At 68.8% G+C, this 14,103-nt stretch carries 15 protein-coding genes and 1 tRNA gene; 10 read left to right on the top strand and 6 right to left on the bottom strand.

What is annotated here, in order from left to right:
* The first annotated feature begins 57 nt into the window (after positions 1-57).
* From ABZ319_RS37485 to ABZ319_RS37470, 4 genes are all read left to right on the top strand, one after another.
* Positions 58-522 (top strand): peroxiredoxin, encoded by a 465-nt coding sequence (locus ABZ319_RS37485; RefSeq protein ID WP_354991333.1) that lies wholly within the window; start codon positions 58-60, stop codon positions 520-522.
* Between the two features lie 57 nt (positions 523-579).
* A tRNA-Val gene (locus tag ABZ319_RS37480) sits at positions 580-651 on the top strand.
* 145 nt (positions 652-796) lie between these two features.
* Entirely contained in the window at positions 797-1,438 is a 642-nt protein-coding gene (locus ABZ319_RS37475) for a type IV toxin-antitoxin system AbiEi family antitoxin (RefSeq protein ID WP_354991332.1), read from the top strand.
* Complete coding sequence (locus ABZ319_RS37470; protein ID WP_354991331.1) at positions 1,435-2,181, top strand: nucleotidyl transferase AbiEii/AbiGii toxin family protein; 747 nt, start codon at positions 1,435-1,437, stop codon at positions 2,179-2,181. The genes ABZ319_RS37475 and ABZ319_RS37470 overlap by 4 nt, the downstream gene beginning before the upstream one ends.
* A 147-nt stretch (positions 2,182-2,328) precedes the next feature.
* On the opposite strand, the gene ABZ319_RS37465 is transcribed toward ABZ319_RS37470, so the two are convergent.
* Positions 2,329-2,640: a hypothetical protein gene (locus ABZ319_RS37465; protein WP_354991330.1), complete on the bottom strand. Its 312-nt coding sequence runs from the start codon at positions 2,638-2,640 to the stop codon at positions 2,329-2,331.
* A gap of 151 nt (positions 2,641-2,791) precedes the next feature.
* Here ABZ319_RS37465 and ABZ319_RS37460 point away from each other — a divergent pair, with 151 nt between their 5' ends.
* Positions 2,792-3,463: a DUF2625 family protein gene (locus ABZ319_RS37460; RefSeq protein WP_354991329.1), complete on the top strand. Its 672-nt coding sequence runs from the start codon at positions 2,792-2,794 to the stop codon at positions 3,461-3,463.
* A 51-nt stretch (positions 3,464-3,514) separates the two neighbouring features.
* Here ABZ319_RS37460 and ABZ319_RS37455 read toward each other — a convergent pair whose 3' ends face one another.
* On the bottom strand, positions 3,515-4,714 hold the full coding sequence (locus ABZ319_RS37455; protein ID WP_354991328.1) for a lipid-transfer protein: 1,200 nt from the start codon (positions 4,712-4,714) through the stop codon (positions 3,515-3,517).
* On the bottom strand, positions 4,707-5,129 hold the full coding sequence (locus tag ABZ319_RS37450; protein WP_354991334.1) for an OB-fold domain-containing protein: 423 nt from the start codon (positions 5,127-5,129) through the stop codon (positions 4,707-4,709). Before ABZ319_RS37450 ends, ABZ319_RS37455 begins: the two co-directional genes overlap by 8 nt.
* A 155-nt stretch (positions 5,130-5,284) precedes the next feature.
* Between ABZ319_RS37450 and ABZ319_RS37445 the strand changes: the two genes are divergently transcribed.
* Positions 5,285-6,064: a GTP-binding protein gene (locus tag ABZ319_RS37445; protein ID WP_354991327.1), complete on the top strand. Its 780-nt coding sequence runs from the start codon at positions 5,285-5,287 to the stop codon at positions 6,062-6,064.
* Positions 6,065-6,150: 86 nt separating this feature from the next.
* Here the strand turns inward: ABZ319_RS37445 and zomB are convergent, their stop codons facing one another.
* Complete coding sequence (gene zomB, locus ABZ319_RS37440; protein ID WP_354991326.1) at positions 6,151-8,100, bottom strand: flagellar motor control protein ZomB; 1,950 nt, start codon at positions 8,098-8,100, stop codon at positions 6,151-6,153.
* 525 nt (positions 8,101-8,625) lie between these two features.
* Here zomB and ABZ319_RS37435 point away from each other — a divergent pair.
* Positions 8,626-9,714, top strand: a complete 1,089-nt coding sequence (locus tag ABZ319_RS37435; protein WP_354991325.1) for a serine hydrolase domain-containing protein — start codon at positions 8,626-8,628, stop codon at positions 9,712-9,714.
* A 7-nt stretch (positions 9,715-9,721) separates the two neighbouring features.
* On the opposite strand, the gene ABZ319_RS37430 is transcribed toward ABZ319_RS37435, so the two are convergent.
* Both ABZ319_RS37430 and ABZ319_RS37425 read right to left on the bottom strand, forming a co-directional pair.
* On the bottom strand, positions 9,722-10,633 hold the full coding sequence (locus tag ABZ319_RS37430; RefSeq protein WP_354991324.1) for a LysR family transcriptional regulator: 912 nt from the start codon (positions 10,631-10,633) through the stop codon (positions 9,722-9,724).
* Positions 10,626-10,856, bottom strand: a complete 231-nt coding sequence (locus ABZ319_RS37425; protein ID WP_354991323.1) for a hypothetical protein — start codon at positions 10,854-10,856, stop codon at positions 10,626-10,628. Before ABZ319_RS37425 ends, ABZ319_RS37430 begins: the two co-directional genes overlap by 8 nt.
* A 187-nt stretch (positions 10,857-11,043) precedes the next feature.
* On the opposite strand from ABZ319_RS37425, the gene ABZ319_RS37420 reads away from it, so the two are divergent.
* The 3 genes from ABZ319_RS37420 to ABZ319_RS37410 all read left to right on the top strand — a co-directional run.
* A complete protein-coding gene (locus tag ABZ319_RS37420) occupies positions 11,044-12,399 on the top strand; it encodes a hypothetical protein (RefSeq protein WP_354991322.1) in 1,356 nt (451 codons plus the stop codon).
* Position 12,400: 1 nt separating this feature from the next.
* Entirely contained in the window at positions 12,401-13,456 is a 1,056-nt protein-coding gene (locus ABZ319_RS37415; RefSeq protein WP_354991321.1) for an SDR family oxidoreductase, read from the top strand.
* Between the two features lie 44 nt (positions 13,457-13,500).
* The coding region (locus ABZ319_RS37410) for a thiamine pyrophosphate-binding protein (RefSeq protein WP_354991320.1) at positions 13,501-14,103 on the top strand (603 nt) is incomplete at its 3' end.

Below are 14,103 nucleotides of genomic sequence, written 5' to 3'. Positions count from 1 at the left end.
GCGCCACCTCGTGTGGCGCGCCGTCTACGACTGCCCTGACAGGATGGAGGTTCCCGCATGCCGCTCGAAGTCGGCACGCTCGCACCGGACTTCACGTTGAAGGACCAGAACAACCAGGAAGTCTCCCTGTCCGACTACCGCGGCAAGAAGAACGTCCTGGTGGTCTTCTACCCCCTCGCCTTCACCGGCATCTGCCAGGGTGAGCTGTGCAAGGTCCGCGATGAGCTCCCCAAGTTCCAGAACGACAACGCCGAGATCCTGGCGATCTCGGTGGGCCCCCCGCCGACCCACAAGATCTGGGCCGCGGAACAGGGCTACACGTTCCCCCTCCTATCCGACTTCTGGCCGCACGGCGCGGTGGCGACCGCCTTCGGCGTCTTCAACGAGAAGTCCGGCTACCCGAACCGCGGGACGTTCGTGATCGACAAGGACGGCGTGGTCCGTTTCTCGGAGATGAACGGCCCCGGCGAGGCCCGTGACCAGCAGGCTTGGGAGAAAGCCCTCGCCGCGCTAGATTCATAACCCGTCGCCCGGTTTTCGTCGGCGCGACACCGGCCCCGGTTTCGACCGGGATCGTCGGGGCGTATAGCTCAGCGGTAGAGCTCTGGTTTTACACACCAGCGGTCGGGGGTTCGAAACCCTCTGCGCCCACATGTCGGACAGGCACCCGAGTGGTGCCTGTCTTTTTATTGGCCGGTCTCCGCCAACCTTCTCCCTCTTTCTGGCTTGGGTCGATTAGTATGCATTTCGTTGGCTACAAGCCAACTATTTGCATACTCTTCGAGAGGTTGCGTCGGTGAACCAGCGTCGTGGTGCGCAGTTGCCCAGCGAGGTTTGGCACCGCCCGCTGCGTACGGTACGGCCACAGGATCTGGCGGGGGTCTATGCGCAACCGCGGCCGGAGATCGCGCGGCTCGTCGAGCAGGGTGCGCTGCATCGGGTGGCGCACGGCTACTACGTTGTCGTTCCGCCCGAATATGTTGGGCGGAACTGGTTGCCGGGGCTCGAGGCGGCCGCAGCCGGCATCGCCTCGTCGATCTACGGGGCGGATCGGGCCGTTGTGATGGGGATCAGTGCGGCGCGGCTGCTCGGAGCAATACCCCGGGCCCTGGCCACCGCGGTGCTGGCGGTGCCTGGCCAGCATCGTCCGATCGTCTTGGCCGATCGTCCCGCGCAGGTTCGTTTCGTTCGGCGCGATACCGATGTGCTCGACGCCGAGCGGGTGGAAACTCCGCTGGGCGCCACGCTGGTCACCACGCCGGAGCAGACCGTGCTTGATCTTGCCCACCGTCCCGGGCTCGGCAATGCGGAGACGGAGGTTCGATCGGCGATCGCGACACTCTATCTCCGCAGTGATCCGGTGCGGCTTGCCGAACTCGCGGCGGATCAGCGACTGGGCGCCGCGCTGCGGCGGGTGCGAAGTGCGGTGGAAGCGTGAGCATCGAGGAATTCGACAGGGTCGCGGCACAATTCGGAGTCGCTCCCGAACAGGTCGAGCGCGATCACCTGATCTCCCATCTACTGGCCGCAATCAGTCGAGGGTTTCGCGAGCGGGTGCACTTCATCGGTGGAACCGCGCTTGCGCGTACACATCTGGTCGCCGGCAGGCTCAGCGAGGACATAGACCTTGTCGCACTGGCTAATCGGAGCGTGCTCGCCGCCGAACTCGACGCCGCGTTGCCCCGGGCGGTCGCGCGGACGTTCGGCCGGCTGGAATGGGCGCCGTCGCTCAGTGCGGTTCCGGACACCGGAGCCGCGAATCTCCGTTCGGCGTCGGGTATCTCGGTCAAGATCCAGTTGCTCTCGGCGCAAGGCAGGACGGTCTGGCCGACCGAGTTACGCGAGCTGGAGCAGCGTTACGGCGACGCTCCCGCCGCGGCGCTGCACGTCCCGACCCTGCCCGCTTTCGCAGCGGGAAAGACCGTGACGTGGCACGACCGCCGGGCCTCCCGCGACCTCTGGGACCTGTGGGCGCTGAACAATATTGACGCGATCGACGATGCCGCAGGTGAGTTGTACAGACGCTACGGCCCGACCAACCGTCTGCCCTCGCCGGAATTGTTCGCCCGTGCGCCGGACGGTGACGACTGGAACACTCAACTGGCAGGCCAGACCCGTCTGGAGATCACTGCGGAAACCGCCCTCGCCGTTGTCCGAGAAGCGTGGGCGAGGGTCGGGTAGCGCTGCAGTATTCGGATCCGCGGGCGGGGGTGCGCTCTGAACCGGAACCCCGTCCGTCGAGCGGGCAGGATCGTGGAGACCTGACCTGACACGTCGGGCCGGGGCACAGGTGTGCCCCGGCCCGACATGGCTGCGGAAAGCGGGGGACTACGCCGTCCGAGCGCACATCCCGTTCAAAACCACCACCGCCTGGCCGACCATCGAGTTGTCGCGGCTCTGGAGGGCGTCGGCGTAGGCGTCGATCGCGGCGTCCACGTCGCCGGTCGCCTCGATCGCGCGGAGGCGGGTCGCGGCGTCGTCGAGCTCGTAGGGGCGGGGGCCGAGGGAGCTGTAGCTGTTGATGACGTCGGCCGCGGCCAGGCAGGCGGGGTCCATCGCGGAGGCGGTGCCGGTGGGGGCCACCAGGATCGCGGACGCGGCGCCTACGGTCAGGAGGGTGGCGGAGAAAATCTTGCGCATTCGTTCACTCCAAGCGGTTGTGTTCGGTTTGCGGGATCGAGTCTGCCCGATGTGCTCGTGAACACGATCAGGCCCCTTGGAAGATCTCCGCGCGACTGTGAGTGTTACGCGGGGGCAGCGGAGTTCGGTTGTTCGGTGGAACAATCGAGGGGTGTCGTCGATTCGAGCTATTCAAGAACTGGCGGACGTGAAAGACCCCGCGTGGCCCGAGCTTCGGGAACTGGTGAGGTGGGCTACCGTCCCCGTGACCGTGCTGCCGCCGGACCCGGAACGGGCTCGCGACACCTTGATTCGCTTGCAGGTCACCGCACGTTCGACCCTCGGCGCGCTCGCGCTCAACACCGGAGGCATCCTGGTCGACTACGGCTGGTTGCGCATACTCGGCGGCGGCAGCGCGGAACTGCCCGACCTGGCCACCTCCAACGGCGTGCGCCGGCCCGGTGAGCTGCCGACCGACGCGCTGATCGTCGCCGTGGACGTGCTCGGCGGCCGCTTCGCGGTCAACGGCGGCGAATTGCCCGGCGAGCCAGGGGAAGTCTGCTATTTCGGTCCCGACACCCTGGCGTGGAATCCCATCGGATTCGGCCATTCGGCGTTCGTGCACTGGGCACTCGGCGGCGGAACGGCGGAGTTCTACGAGGATCTGCGCTGGCCGGACTGGCACTACGAAATCCGCACACTCACCCTGGGACAGGGGATTTCGGTCTACCCGCCGCTCTGGACGGTCGAGGGCAGGACCGATATCGGCGCCGCCAGCAGATGCGCAGCGCCCATGTCGGAGGTCATCGCCCTGCTGGTCGCCACCGCCAAGACCCTGCACTGAGGCACGCGAGACTCGAAAACCCGGGCCGCGCCCGGGTTTTCGAGGATGACGTCAGCGGGTGACGATGGTGGCCGAACCGTGGCCGAACAGGCCCTGGTTGACCGCGATGCCCGCCTTGGCGTTCTCGACCTGCCGCCCGTCCGCCTGACCGCGCAGCTGCCAGGTGAGCTCGCAGATCTGGGCGATGGCCTGGGCCGGGATGGCCTCACCGAAGCAGGCCAGGCCGCCGCTGGGGTTCACCGGGATGCGACCGCCCAAAGTGGTTGCCCCACTGCGCAGCAGCTGCTCCGCACCGCCCTCTTCGCAGAGCGCGATGTCCTCGTACCAGTCCAGCTCGAGCGCGGTGGACAGGTCGTAAACCTCTGCGAGCGAGAGATCTTCGGGTCCGAGCCCGGCTTCCTCGTACGCGGCGTGCGCGAGGGAGGACCGGAAGGTGCGGGACGGCGGCTCGACCGCCACGGCCGAATCGGTCGCGAAGTCGGGCAGATCCAGCACCGTCTTGGGGAAGGTCGGGGTGACCGTGGACAGCGCCTTGATCCGCACCGGATCCGCGATGCCGTGCCGGCGGGCGTAGTCCATGGAGGTCAGGACCAGGGCCGCGCCGCCGTCGCTGGTGGCGCAGATGTCGAGCAGGCGCAGCGGATCCGAGACGATGGCCGAGGCCGCGATCTCCTCCGTCGACACCTCTTTGCGGTAGCGCGCGTTGGGGTTGTTCAACCCGTGCTTGGCGTTCTTCACCTTCACCGCGGCGAAGTCGTCCAGGGTCGCGCCGTGCAGCGCCATGCGGCGGCGGGCGTAGAGCGCGAAGTAGATGGGGTTGGTCGCGCCGAGCAGGTGGAAGCGCAGCCAGTCCGGGTCGTCGCGGCGTTCGCCGCCGACCGGCTGGAAGAAGCCCTTGGGGGTGGTGTCCGCGCCGATGACGAGTGCGACCTCGGTCAGTCCGGCCAGGATCTGGGCGCGGGCGTTGGCGATGGCCTGCGCGCCGGAGGCGCACGCGGCGTAGCTGCTCGAGATCTGCGCACCCGACCAGCCCAGCGCCTGGGCGAAGGTCGCGCCCGAAACGAATCCGGGGTAGCCGTTGCGGATGGTGTCCGCGCCCGCGATGTAGCCCACGTCCTGATGGCTCACCCCGGCGTCGGCGAGCGCCGCGCGCGCGGCGACCAGGCCGTATTCGACGAAGTTGCGGCCCCATTTGCCCCACGGATGCATACCCGCGCCGAGGACCGCGATGTCGCGATTCGTGTCAGTCATTGACCGGCCTCCACATCCACACCGTGCGCTCCGCTTCCTCGTCCTCGTACAGCGTGCCGATGGTGAGTTCCACCGGCATGCCGACGGCCAGGTCGTCGACCGTGAAACTGCGGTCGACCTGGCCGAGGATCACCATCTTCTCGACCTCGAGCTCCACCGCCGCGACGACGTAGGGCACGAACGGGTCGGGTGAGACGTAGGGCGCGGGCGGCTTGTACCGGGCGTCGGCGTACGACCAGATGCGGCCGCGCGTGGAAAACAGGTACTCGGCGAGCTCGGTGCCGTCGTGCGGACCGGAGCACTGCGGGTTACGGCAGGCCAGGGTGTTCTTCGGGAAGTACGGTGTGCCGCACTCGTTGCACCGGGTTCCCTGCAGACGCACCTGACCGTCATCCGCAGTGAACCAGTCGGCCACGGCGGGGCGTTGTTCTTTCTGCACAAGCCGACGGTATAGGAACACGTTCTATTTTGGGAGGGGGAATCTGTTCCGCGCCCGCGTACGCGCGGGTACGGTGAAAGCGGCCAGAGGATACGACGCGTCCTCGCCCGGACCTGGAGTACCACAACGTGATGGGCACCAAAGCTATTGATCCGCAATCGATCCGCAACGTCACCGTCGTCGGTGACCCGGACGAGACAGGCCGGGTGGTTCACCACCTGCTGCGCCGCTCCGGCAAACCCCGGACCAGCACGGAACCTGTTATTCACTGGGCGCCGGGGCGGGCCGAGCACACCATCCGGGTAGCTGAGCTCTCGAGCCGCGCGCCGCTCGCGGAACTGGAACGCGAGATCCGGGTGGCCGACGGGCTGGTCTTCGTCGTACACGCCGGTCGCCGTGGCGGACCTCGTCTGGAGACCCTGCTGCGCGTCGCCGACGATCATCAGGTGGCCCGGCTCTGCCTGATCACCGGCCTGGACGATCCCGGCGCCGACTTCGACCGCTGCGTGCGCACGATCGCCGAGACCCGGGGCGCGACCCCGCTCCCGTTGCAGATTCCGATCGGCTCGGGCGCGGCGTTCGGGGGCGTCATCGATCTCGTGCAGATCCTGGCCCTGCAACCCCTGGCCGCCGAGCTCTACGGCCCGCACTGGCACCTGGCCGAGAACCGCTACCGGGCACTGGTGGACACGGTCCTGGACCACCCCGTCCCCGGCCCGCATCCCGGTGAACTCCCGCTGAACCAGTTCCACCACCGGGTCCGCCGCCGCACCCGGATCGGCGATCTCGTGCCGATCCTGTGCAGCGCCGCCCCCAAGAGCAACGACACCGCCCCGCTCCTGGACGCGATGGTCCGGTACCTGCCTTCCCCGCTGGACGTGTGCCAACCCGAACACGCGCTGGATTACTGACCGGGTGGCCCCCCACCGTGCCGGTCGCCGAGCGCAAGCCTGTCTGCGCGAGAAAGTACGCCACCTGCGAAAGGTGAAGCGCGGGTTCAACGCTGATACGCGGGCGGGATCGGGTCCGGCAGCGCGCAGCGGGCCAGTTCGTGTTCGGGGACGCGGTCTATGCGGTAGGCGGCGTAGTCGAAGGCGTGGGTGAGGTTGCGCAGGAAGCGGTCCCGGGTCAGTGGGGCCCGGGTGGAAGCCAGGAGGTCCCTGGTCTCGGGGCAGGTCAGGGCCGTGTGGATGCGGGTCACCCAGTCCTCGCCGATGTAGTCAGGCAGGGCGGGATAGCGGTCGGCCGCGCCGGAATCGGCTATGACCCAGTCGGTGTCGAGGTTCTTGTCGTGGCCGATGCGGGCGTCGGGGAACCGGAAGCTGTGTGCGGCCAGGGGATAGGCCAGGCCCATGGGATCCAGGACGCGGACGTGCAGCGGGGTGTTCATGCTGATCATGCCGAGGTTGATGAAGTAGACCGTGTGGGGCGCGGGCGGATCGGCCGCGGGCGGGATGACCTGCCAGGTCCAGACGGGGGTGTTGACGAGCAGGCCGCCGCCGGGGGTGTTCGCGATGTCGCGGAGCATGGCGCGGATCCGTGGGTAGCCCAGGTAGTCCTCGGCTCGGATCGGGTGCGCGCGGCCGGTGGTCCGGATGTAGTAGCCGCGTTCGTCCGCGATGCCGGCGGCGGTGATCCGGTTGGGAGTGTCGATCGCGGTGACTCCGGCGGCGAGCGAAGCCCAGCCGATCGTCCCGATCAGTGTGGCCCGGAGGGCGATTGTCGCGAATCGTGTTCTTCCGAGCCGTGTTCGTCGATCTCCGTCGCCGATTGAATCAGCTTGGGCGACAAGGATTGTGCCGGGCAGCGCCGCGACCGGTAGCAGCGCGCAGAACAGCGCGGGCAGCAGCATGCGACCGTGCATGAAGTCGCCGCCGACGCGAATCTCGTAGCCGGTCAGCAGGATCGAGCCGGCCACCATGACGCTCACCACGGCCCCGGGACCGCGCAGCCGCCGCCTTACGCCGCGCAGGAGCTCGGCCGGCCGCACACCGGCCGGAGCGGATTCCACCCGGGCTTTTCCGTCACCGGTCCGGGCCGAGTACACCAGGATCAACCCCGCCGCGCCCAAGAGCAGCAGCGGAACCCAGAGCCGGTACGGTCCCGTGAAGTCCCACAGATACAGCAGCCCCTGCCGCCACTTCGCCCCGCTCGCATCCTTGGCGACCGCCGTATTCGGGTACGGCAGCGCGTAATAGCCCATCCGCCACACCTGGTGCGCCACCGGCGCCAGCCCGGCCGCCGCGACGATCAGTGACCGGAAAGCCCACGGCCGCAACGCTGTTCCCGGTGTTGCTGCGCCGCAGATCACGAGCAGGCTCGCCGCGCCGATCACGGTGAGTTCCGGCCGGATCAACGGTGCGAGGCCCGCGACGAACGCGAGGGCGAGCACCCCGGCGGCGCCTGGCCGCGCCGCCCGGCACCAGCGCGTCAGCCCCCACCACAGCACCGCCAGCCAGCAGATGACCAAGCTCGATTCCAGCCCGGAGGTGGCGTAATCGCGGGCAGGCGGCACCGCGATGTAGACGAGAATCCCCGCGGGGAAGAGCAATCGGGATCGACCCCACAGGCGTGCGGTGCCCAGCATGGCGAACACGACCGCCGCCGCCGACAGCGTCAGCGCCACGCCCACTGCCACGTATTCCATTCGCGCACCGGTTAATTCGGTGCAGAACGCGAGCAGATACGTCCACGCGGTGCTGGTGTTCACCTCGACCCGCTCACCCGCGTTGAAGACCGGCCCGTTGCCCGCCAGTAGATTTCGCACGGTCCGCAGGACGGTCAGCCCGTCGTCGGCGATCCAGCGCCGCTCCCACCCGCCCAGCACGAAAAGCGCTGCGGTGAGGCATGTTCCACCGAGGAGGACGAGATGTGACAGCCGGGCGCGCGACCGGTCCCGCTCGGGCGCGGAATTCGATGCCGGCGCACGTTCGAGGGTCAGCGTCACCGGACGAGCCCTGCCTCGCCGACCGGGGGCAAGTTCCCCCGATGGTGCGCCACACCCGCGGACCGGATGGCGCCGGGCAGCCGGAAGCGGCAGCTCATGAGATCCCCCTCGTCATTCGTATGCGATGCTAATGAGATCCCGCGCGCGCTACCACCCGCCGATATCAGGGGCTGTCGCGCCGCGCCCGTGCCCCGGAGAGACCGGCCGCGAAGCCGCCCGCCCCTCGCGGTCCAGCCGCCCGCCCCACGATCGGCGGCCGCGTACTCCGCCCGCGGCTGCCGCCTGCTCCGGCACCGGACGTGCGGGCGGTGTCGATCGCGGGTTCGCCCTCGAGACCGGGCACCGAGGCAGGTGCGCTACCCGCACCCGTCGACCGACCGCCGTTCCCGAATACGCGGCCGGGGCACCGTAGTCGCCGTCCGCTCGCCGTCCGCACATCCCGCCGACCGGCCCACCCTCGATCGCCCGCGGTTAGCGAAGCGTGTCTCCCCGCTTTGCCGCGCAACCCCGATTACCGTCCTCCCAATGCGTCGAGTCCTGCTCGTCCTGTCCGCCGCGATGATGTTCGCGGGCGTCGTGCACACCCCCGCGGCCGCCGATCCGGGTGGCTGGCAGCGGGCGCTCGACGACATCGTCGCCGGCGGCGCGGCCGGGGTGCAGGCGCACGTCGAGACGCCGGCCGGCCCGTGGGACGGCACGGCCGGGGTGGTGCGCCTCGGCGGCGGCGAGCCGATTCCGGCGGGTGCCCGGTTCCGGATCGGGAGCATTACCAAGACCTTCACCGCCACCGCGCTGCTGCAACTCGTCGGCGAGGGCCGCATCGGTCTCGACGACGGGGTTGCCGGGTGGCTGCCCGAGTACGGCTTCGACCCCCGGATCACGGTGCGGACGGTCCTGGCCCAGACCAGCGGGCTGCCCGACTACCTCAACGGCGGGTCGGGTTACGCCCCGCTGGTGGGTGATTCGCTCGGCGATATTCGCCGCACCTGGCAGCCGTCGGAGTTCGTGCACTGGGCCACCGACAAGCCGCTGGAGTTCGCGCCCGGCAGCGCCTGGGCGTACTCGAACACCAATTACATCGTCGCGGGCATGCTGATCGAGAAGGCGTCGTGGCTGCCCTATCACGTCAACATCTACACCCGGATCACGCTGCCGCTGCTCATGTTGAGCACCGGGGTGCCGCAGACCTTCGACCGGGTGCTCGGCCCGCACGCGCACGGCTACTACGACTACGGCGGCGGCCTGCTCGACGTCACCGACCAGAACCCCTCGTACGTGTGGGCGGCGGGCGGAATCGTCTCCTCCACCAGGGATCTCAGCACCTTCTTCGCCGGCCTGCTGGGCGGAAGGCTGCTGGCGCCGCATCTGCTGGCCGAGATGCGCGCGTTCCGGCACGTGAACGACACCTATGACTACGGGCTCGGGCTGTACGAGTTCCGGCTCGGCGACGGCTGCGTGGGGCAGGGTCACACCGGCTATGTGAACGGGTTCGGCTCGCGCGCCCTGCGCAGTCCGGACGGTCGCTACAGCATCTCGCTGTCGATCACCGATGCCGCCGGTGACTTCTCCGGGCCGGTGCGCAGGCTCGTCGAATCGGTCATGTGCCGGAGCTGAGCGCGGATCAGCAGGCCTTGCCCGCGGTCTCCGAACTCAATTCCGCCAGGAGCGCCTGAATCGCGGGACTCGAGTCCGCGCTACATCGCCATGCCGCGTACACCTCGCGCTTGGGCGGGCGCCGCAGCAGCCGCGGCACCAGTTCCTCGCCCATCGGTGGCCGGGCCAGCCGCGGAATCAGCGCGATGACCTGCCCGGAGGCGACCAGCGACAGCTGCGTGGCGAAATCGTCGATGAGGTGCCGGACGTCGGGATCCTCGCGGGCCTCGGCGAACAGCCGCCGGAACCACTGGTGGCACACCGATCCCGGCGGGCTGGTGACCCAGGCGTGCCCGGCGAGGTCGGCGCAGGTGAGCGGTCGATCGAGCCGGGCGAGCGGATGCGTGCGCGCCATGACGACGTCGCCGAGGTCGGTGTACACCAGCCGCTGGGTGAGTGAGGACGGCAGCGCCGCGGACAGTCCGTCCGCGTCGTGCACGAGCGCCAGATCCGCGGTGCCCGCGTCCACGCTGTGCAGCGCGCGGTCGGGATCCTGCTCGGTGATCCGCACCTGGACATCCGGATAGCGCGCGGACAGCCGCGCGATGGTCGGCGCGAGCAGCCCGCGAATGGCGGTGGAGAACGCCACCACGCGCAGGGTCCCGGTGGGCTCGCCCTGGGAAACCAGCTGGGCCGCGGCCACGCAGCGCTCCAGCGCCTGGAAGACCTCCGGCGCGGAATCGACGATGACCTGACCGGCCGGTGTCAGCACGACCTTGCGCCCCGCGGGCGCGAGCACCGCGACCCCGAGTTGACGCTCGAGCCGCTTGATCTGCTGGGAAACCGCCGAGGCGGTGAATCCGAGTTCCTCGGCGGCCTGCGCCAATGTCCCCAGGTCAGCCACCGATCGCAGCGCTCGCAATGCTCCGACGTCAATCATGAAGGCAGACTACGGGATTCCAGTAAGAAAGCATTGCTGGACCGAAATCGCCGGGCCGGGGCAAGATTCCAGCCATGATCGCGGACCACCATCGAGCCGAACAGCCCTCGGCGCCGATCACACGATGGTGACCCCGATCCAGCCCGCTGGCGCGCTCGGCGCGTGCGGCCACGACGATCTCGTGCGCCGCATTCACTGATCCGACCGCCACGGTGGTGTCCATCGATGTACCCACCTGAACCCTCTCAGCGCTCGTCCCCGTTTCGACCGCGGTAACCGCAGCACCGCGTCGAGCCCGGGCCGGCCGCTCGATGAATGCTGTCCGCCAGGTGCCGGGACCCGCTCTCCCACCTGACACCATGTAACAGAGAGAGTCCTGATCAGTGGTTATCGCCCCATGGGTTGACTTCTTGACGCGCTGGAACGACGGCGCGGTGACTCCCGGCGAGCTCACCGACTGGCAGACCGACGCGCTGCGGAACGTGCTGGGCCACGTCGCGGACAAGTCGCCCTTCTACCGCCGCCGCCTGGCCGGCGCGGACCTCGACATCGGGGAGCTGGGCGACCTGGCGCGCATCCCCTACACGACCAAGGATGATCTGCGGGAGGCCCTGCAGGACATGCTGTGCGGGTCCATCGCCGATGCCGCGTTCTACTTCGAGACCACCGGCACCACCGGCAGGCCCACCCCCTGCCCGCGCGCCGAGATCGACTTCCACCTCAACTGGCTGCCCCTGGCCCACGCCTTGGAAAAGGTTGTGCACCAGCACTTTCCCGAGGGCGGCGAGCGTCCGGTGCTGGCCGTGATCGCGCCCAACGACGTGCATTCGGCCTGCCTGAGCCTGTCCTACGCCGCCAGGCACGTGGGCATCACCAAGCTGGATCTGTTCCCGGTCTCACCCACCCTCGGCTTCGCCCGCTTCTTCGAGGTGCTGGTCGAACTCGGCGTGAACATGCTCTACTGCTCGCCCGGACTGCTCATGGCGCTGGCGGAGATGAGTTCGGCCTACGGGGTGGAGGTGCCGGAGGATCTGGCCGTCAAGGTGCTGCTCACCACCGGTGAGATGTGCACGGATAACATGCGCGAACTGCTGGCGCAGACCTGGCAGGCCGCGGCCTACAACTTCAACTACGGGTCGCAGGAGGCCGGTGCGCCGGCCGCCACCCGGCCCGACGGCTCGGTGGTGATCATCGAACCGACCTACCTGCTCGAGGTCCTCGACCTGGACACCGAGCTCACCCTGGGCTTCGAGGGATACGGCGAACTCTGCCTGACCTCGCTGGTGCCCGGTCTCAAACCGCTCATCCGCTACCGGACGGGCGATCTGGTCCGCATCACCCCGGACGGCGCCGGGCACCGCACCCTGCAGGTGCTCGGGCGGGTCAAGGACATGACCGAACTCGGGGGCGTCAAACGCAGCGCCGCCGAGATCGACACCGCGATCCTGGCCGATCCCGAGCTCATCTACGGCTACGACCTGGACGTGTTCGCCCAGGACGGGCAGGACCGGCTGCGCGTGCGGCTCAAGGCCAAAGAGGGCGCGGACCACGAGCGGCTCAAGGCGCTGGTGGCCGAGCGCCTGACCGTCGCCTTCGGGATCGGCGTGGAGGTCGGGATCCATCCGCTGCTGGATCTCAAGAGCACCACCGGGGGCTGGGTGAGCTGGAAAACCGCCCGTATCAAGGATCTTCGCGATCCGTCGGCCGCGGACATCGAGTCGCGATCCGCCGACAACCTGGCCCGCGCCGTCGAGAGGGCGATCTGAGATGACCCAGCACATCCTGACCGGAGGCACCGGATTCGTCGGCAGCCACCTGCTCGCCGACCTGCTGGCCGGCGACCCGGCGGACACCGTGCGCGCGCTGGCGCGCGGCAATGCCGAGGGCTCGGCGGCCGAACGGATCGACGCCGCGCTTGCGGCGGCAGGCGCGAGCCCCGCCGCTTCCGATCCCCGCCTCACCGTGGTGGAATCCGAGCTGACCGCCCCGCTGTGCGGAGTCGATCCGGCCACCGTCGCGCGCGGCGACGGACCGCTCGTGTTCTGGCACCTGGCCGCGTCACTGCAGTGGCGAAAAGGCCAGCGCGAGCAGATATTCCGGACCAATGTCGAGGGCACGAAGCAGGCACTGGAGCTGGCGGCGAGCCTGGGCGCGGACCTGTTCGTCTACGTCTCCACCGCGTACACCTGCGGCGCGCTGCACGGCGACATCGCCGAGGAGCTGCACCGGCCCCCGGCCTTCAGCAACGTGTACGAGGAGAGCAAGTGCGCGGCCGAACACGTGGTCGCCGGCGCCGAGGGCGGCCCGCGCACGCTGATCCTGCGGCCGTCGGTCATCGTGGGCTCCTCGGTCGACTTCCGGCCCAGCGGCAGCTATTCGGGCCTGTACGGCTATCTCAGTGAATTGCGCAAATTCAAGGAAATGCTCGGCGACTCCGAGGAATCGGTGCGCTACACCGCCGATCGCGCCGCCCGCATCTCGTTCATTCCGGTGGACCACGTCGTCGCCGACGCCCGCGCGGTCGTGAATGCCGAACTGGCGCAACCGAGCCGGGATATCTACCACCTCACCGGCCGGTCGGAATCGGCCGTCGGTGACATGACGGATTATCTGCTCAAGCTGCTCGCGCTCCAGGACCGGCTCTGCATCACGAGCGAGGAGATCCCGGACCCGACCATGCTGGAGAAATTCTTCGCCAAACGCATCGAATTCTTCGCCGACTACATGCGCCGGGAAAAGCGGTTCGTCCGCACCGCCGCGCCCGATCGCGCGGTGCACATTCACGAGATCACGAAATACATCGACGCGGAGAACCGGCTCTGAGAACGCGTGGCCGGTAATCCATTTCGTCGGAACGTGAGGTAGTCGTGAACGTCGCAGATCATCTCGTCGCCGGACTCGTGACAGCGGGCGTCGAAGTCGTTTTCACCGTGCCGGGCGAACAGCACGACCCCATCTTCCGGGCGCTGGCCGCCACCGATATCCGGATCGTGCAGTGCAGGCACGAGCAGGCGGCGGCGTTCATGGCCTACGGGTACGCCAGGTCGAGCGCCAAAATCGGTGTCTACCTGGTGATCTCGGGTCCGGGCGTTTTGAACTCGATGTCCGGGCTCGCCACCGCGTACGCGGGGAACATTCGGGTGCTGTGCCTGGCCGCGCAGGTCCCGATGCCGTTCCTGGACCGGGGTCTCGGTGTGCCGCACGAGATTCCGGATCAACTGGGCACGCTGGCCTCGATAACCGGCTGGGCCGCGCGCATCGACCGGCCCGAGCGGGTCACGGCCGTGGTTGAGGAGGCGTTCCACCGGCTCGGTCACGGGCGGCCCCGGCCGGTCGCGATCGAGATACCCACCGACGTCATGGGCGCGGAGGTCGAGACCACCGAACCCTGGTCCGTCACCACGGTCTTCCCGGCCCCGGACCACGACGCGCTCGACGCCGCGCGCGCCGTGCTGGCGGCCGCCCGCTCC

Source organism: Nocardia sp. NPDC005978 (assembly GCF_040614455.1).
Taxonomy (GTDB): Bacteria; Actinomycetota; Actinomycetes; order Mycobacteriales; family Mycobacteriaceae; genus Nocardia.
This window is presented reverse-complemented; position numbering and strand designations above follow the sequence as displayed.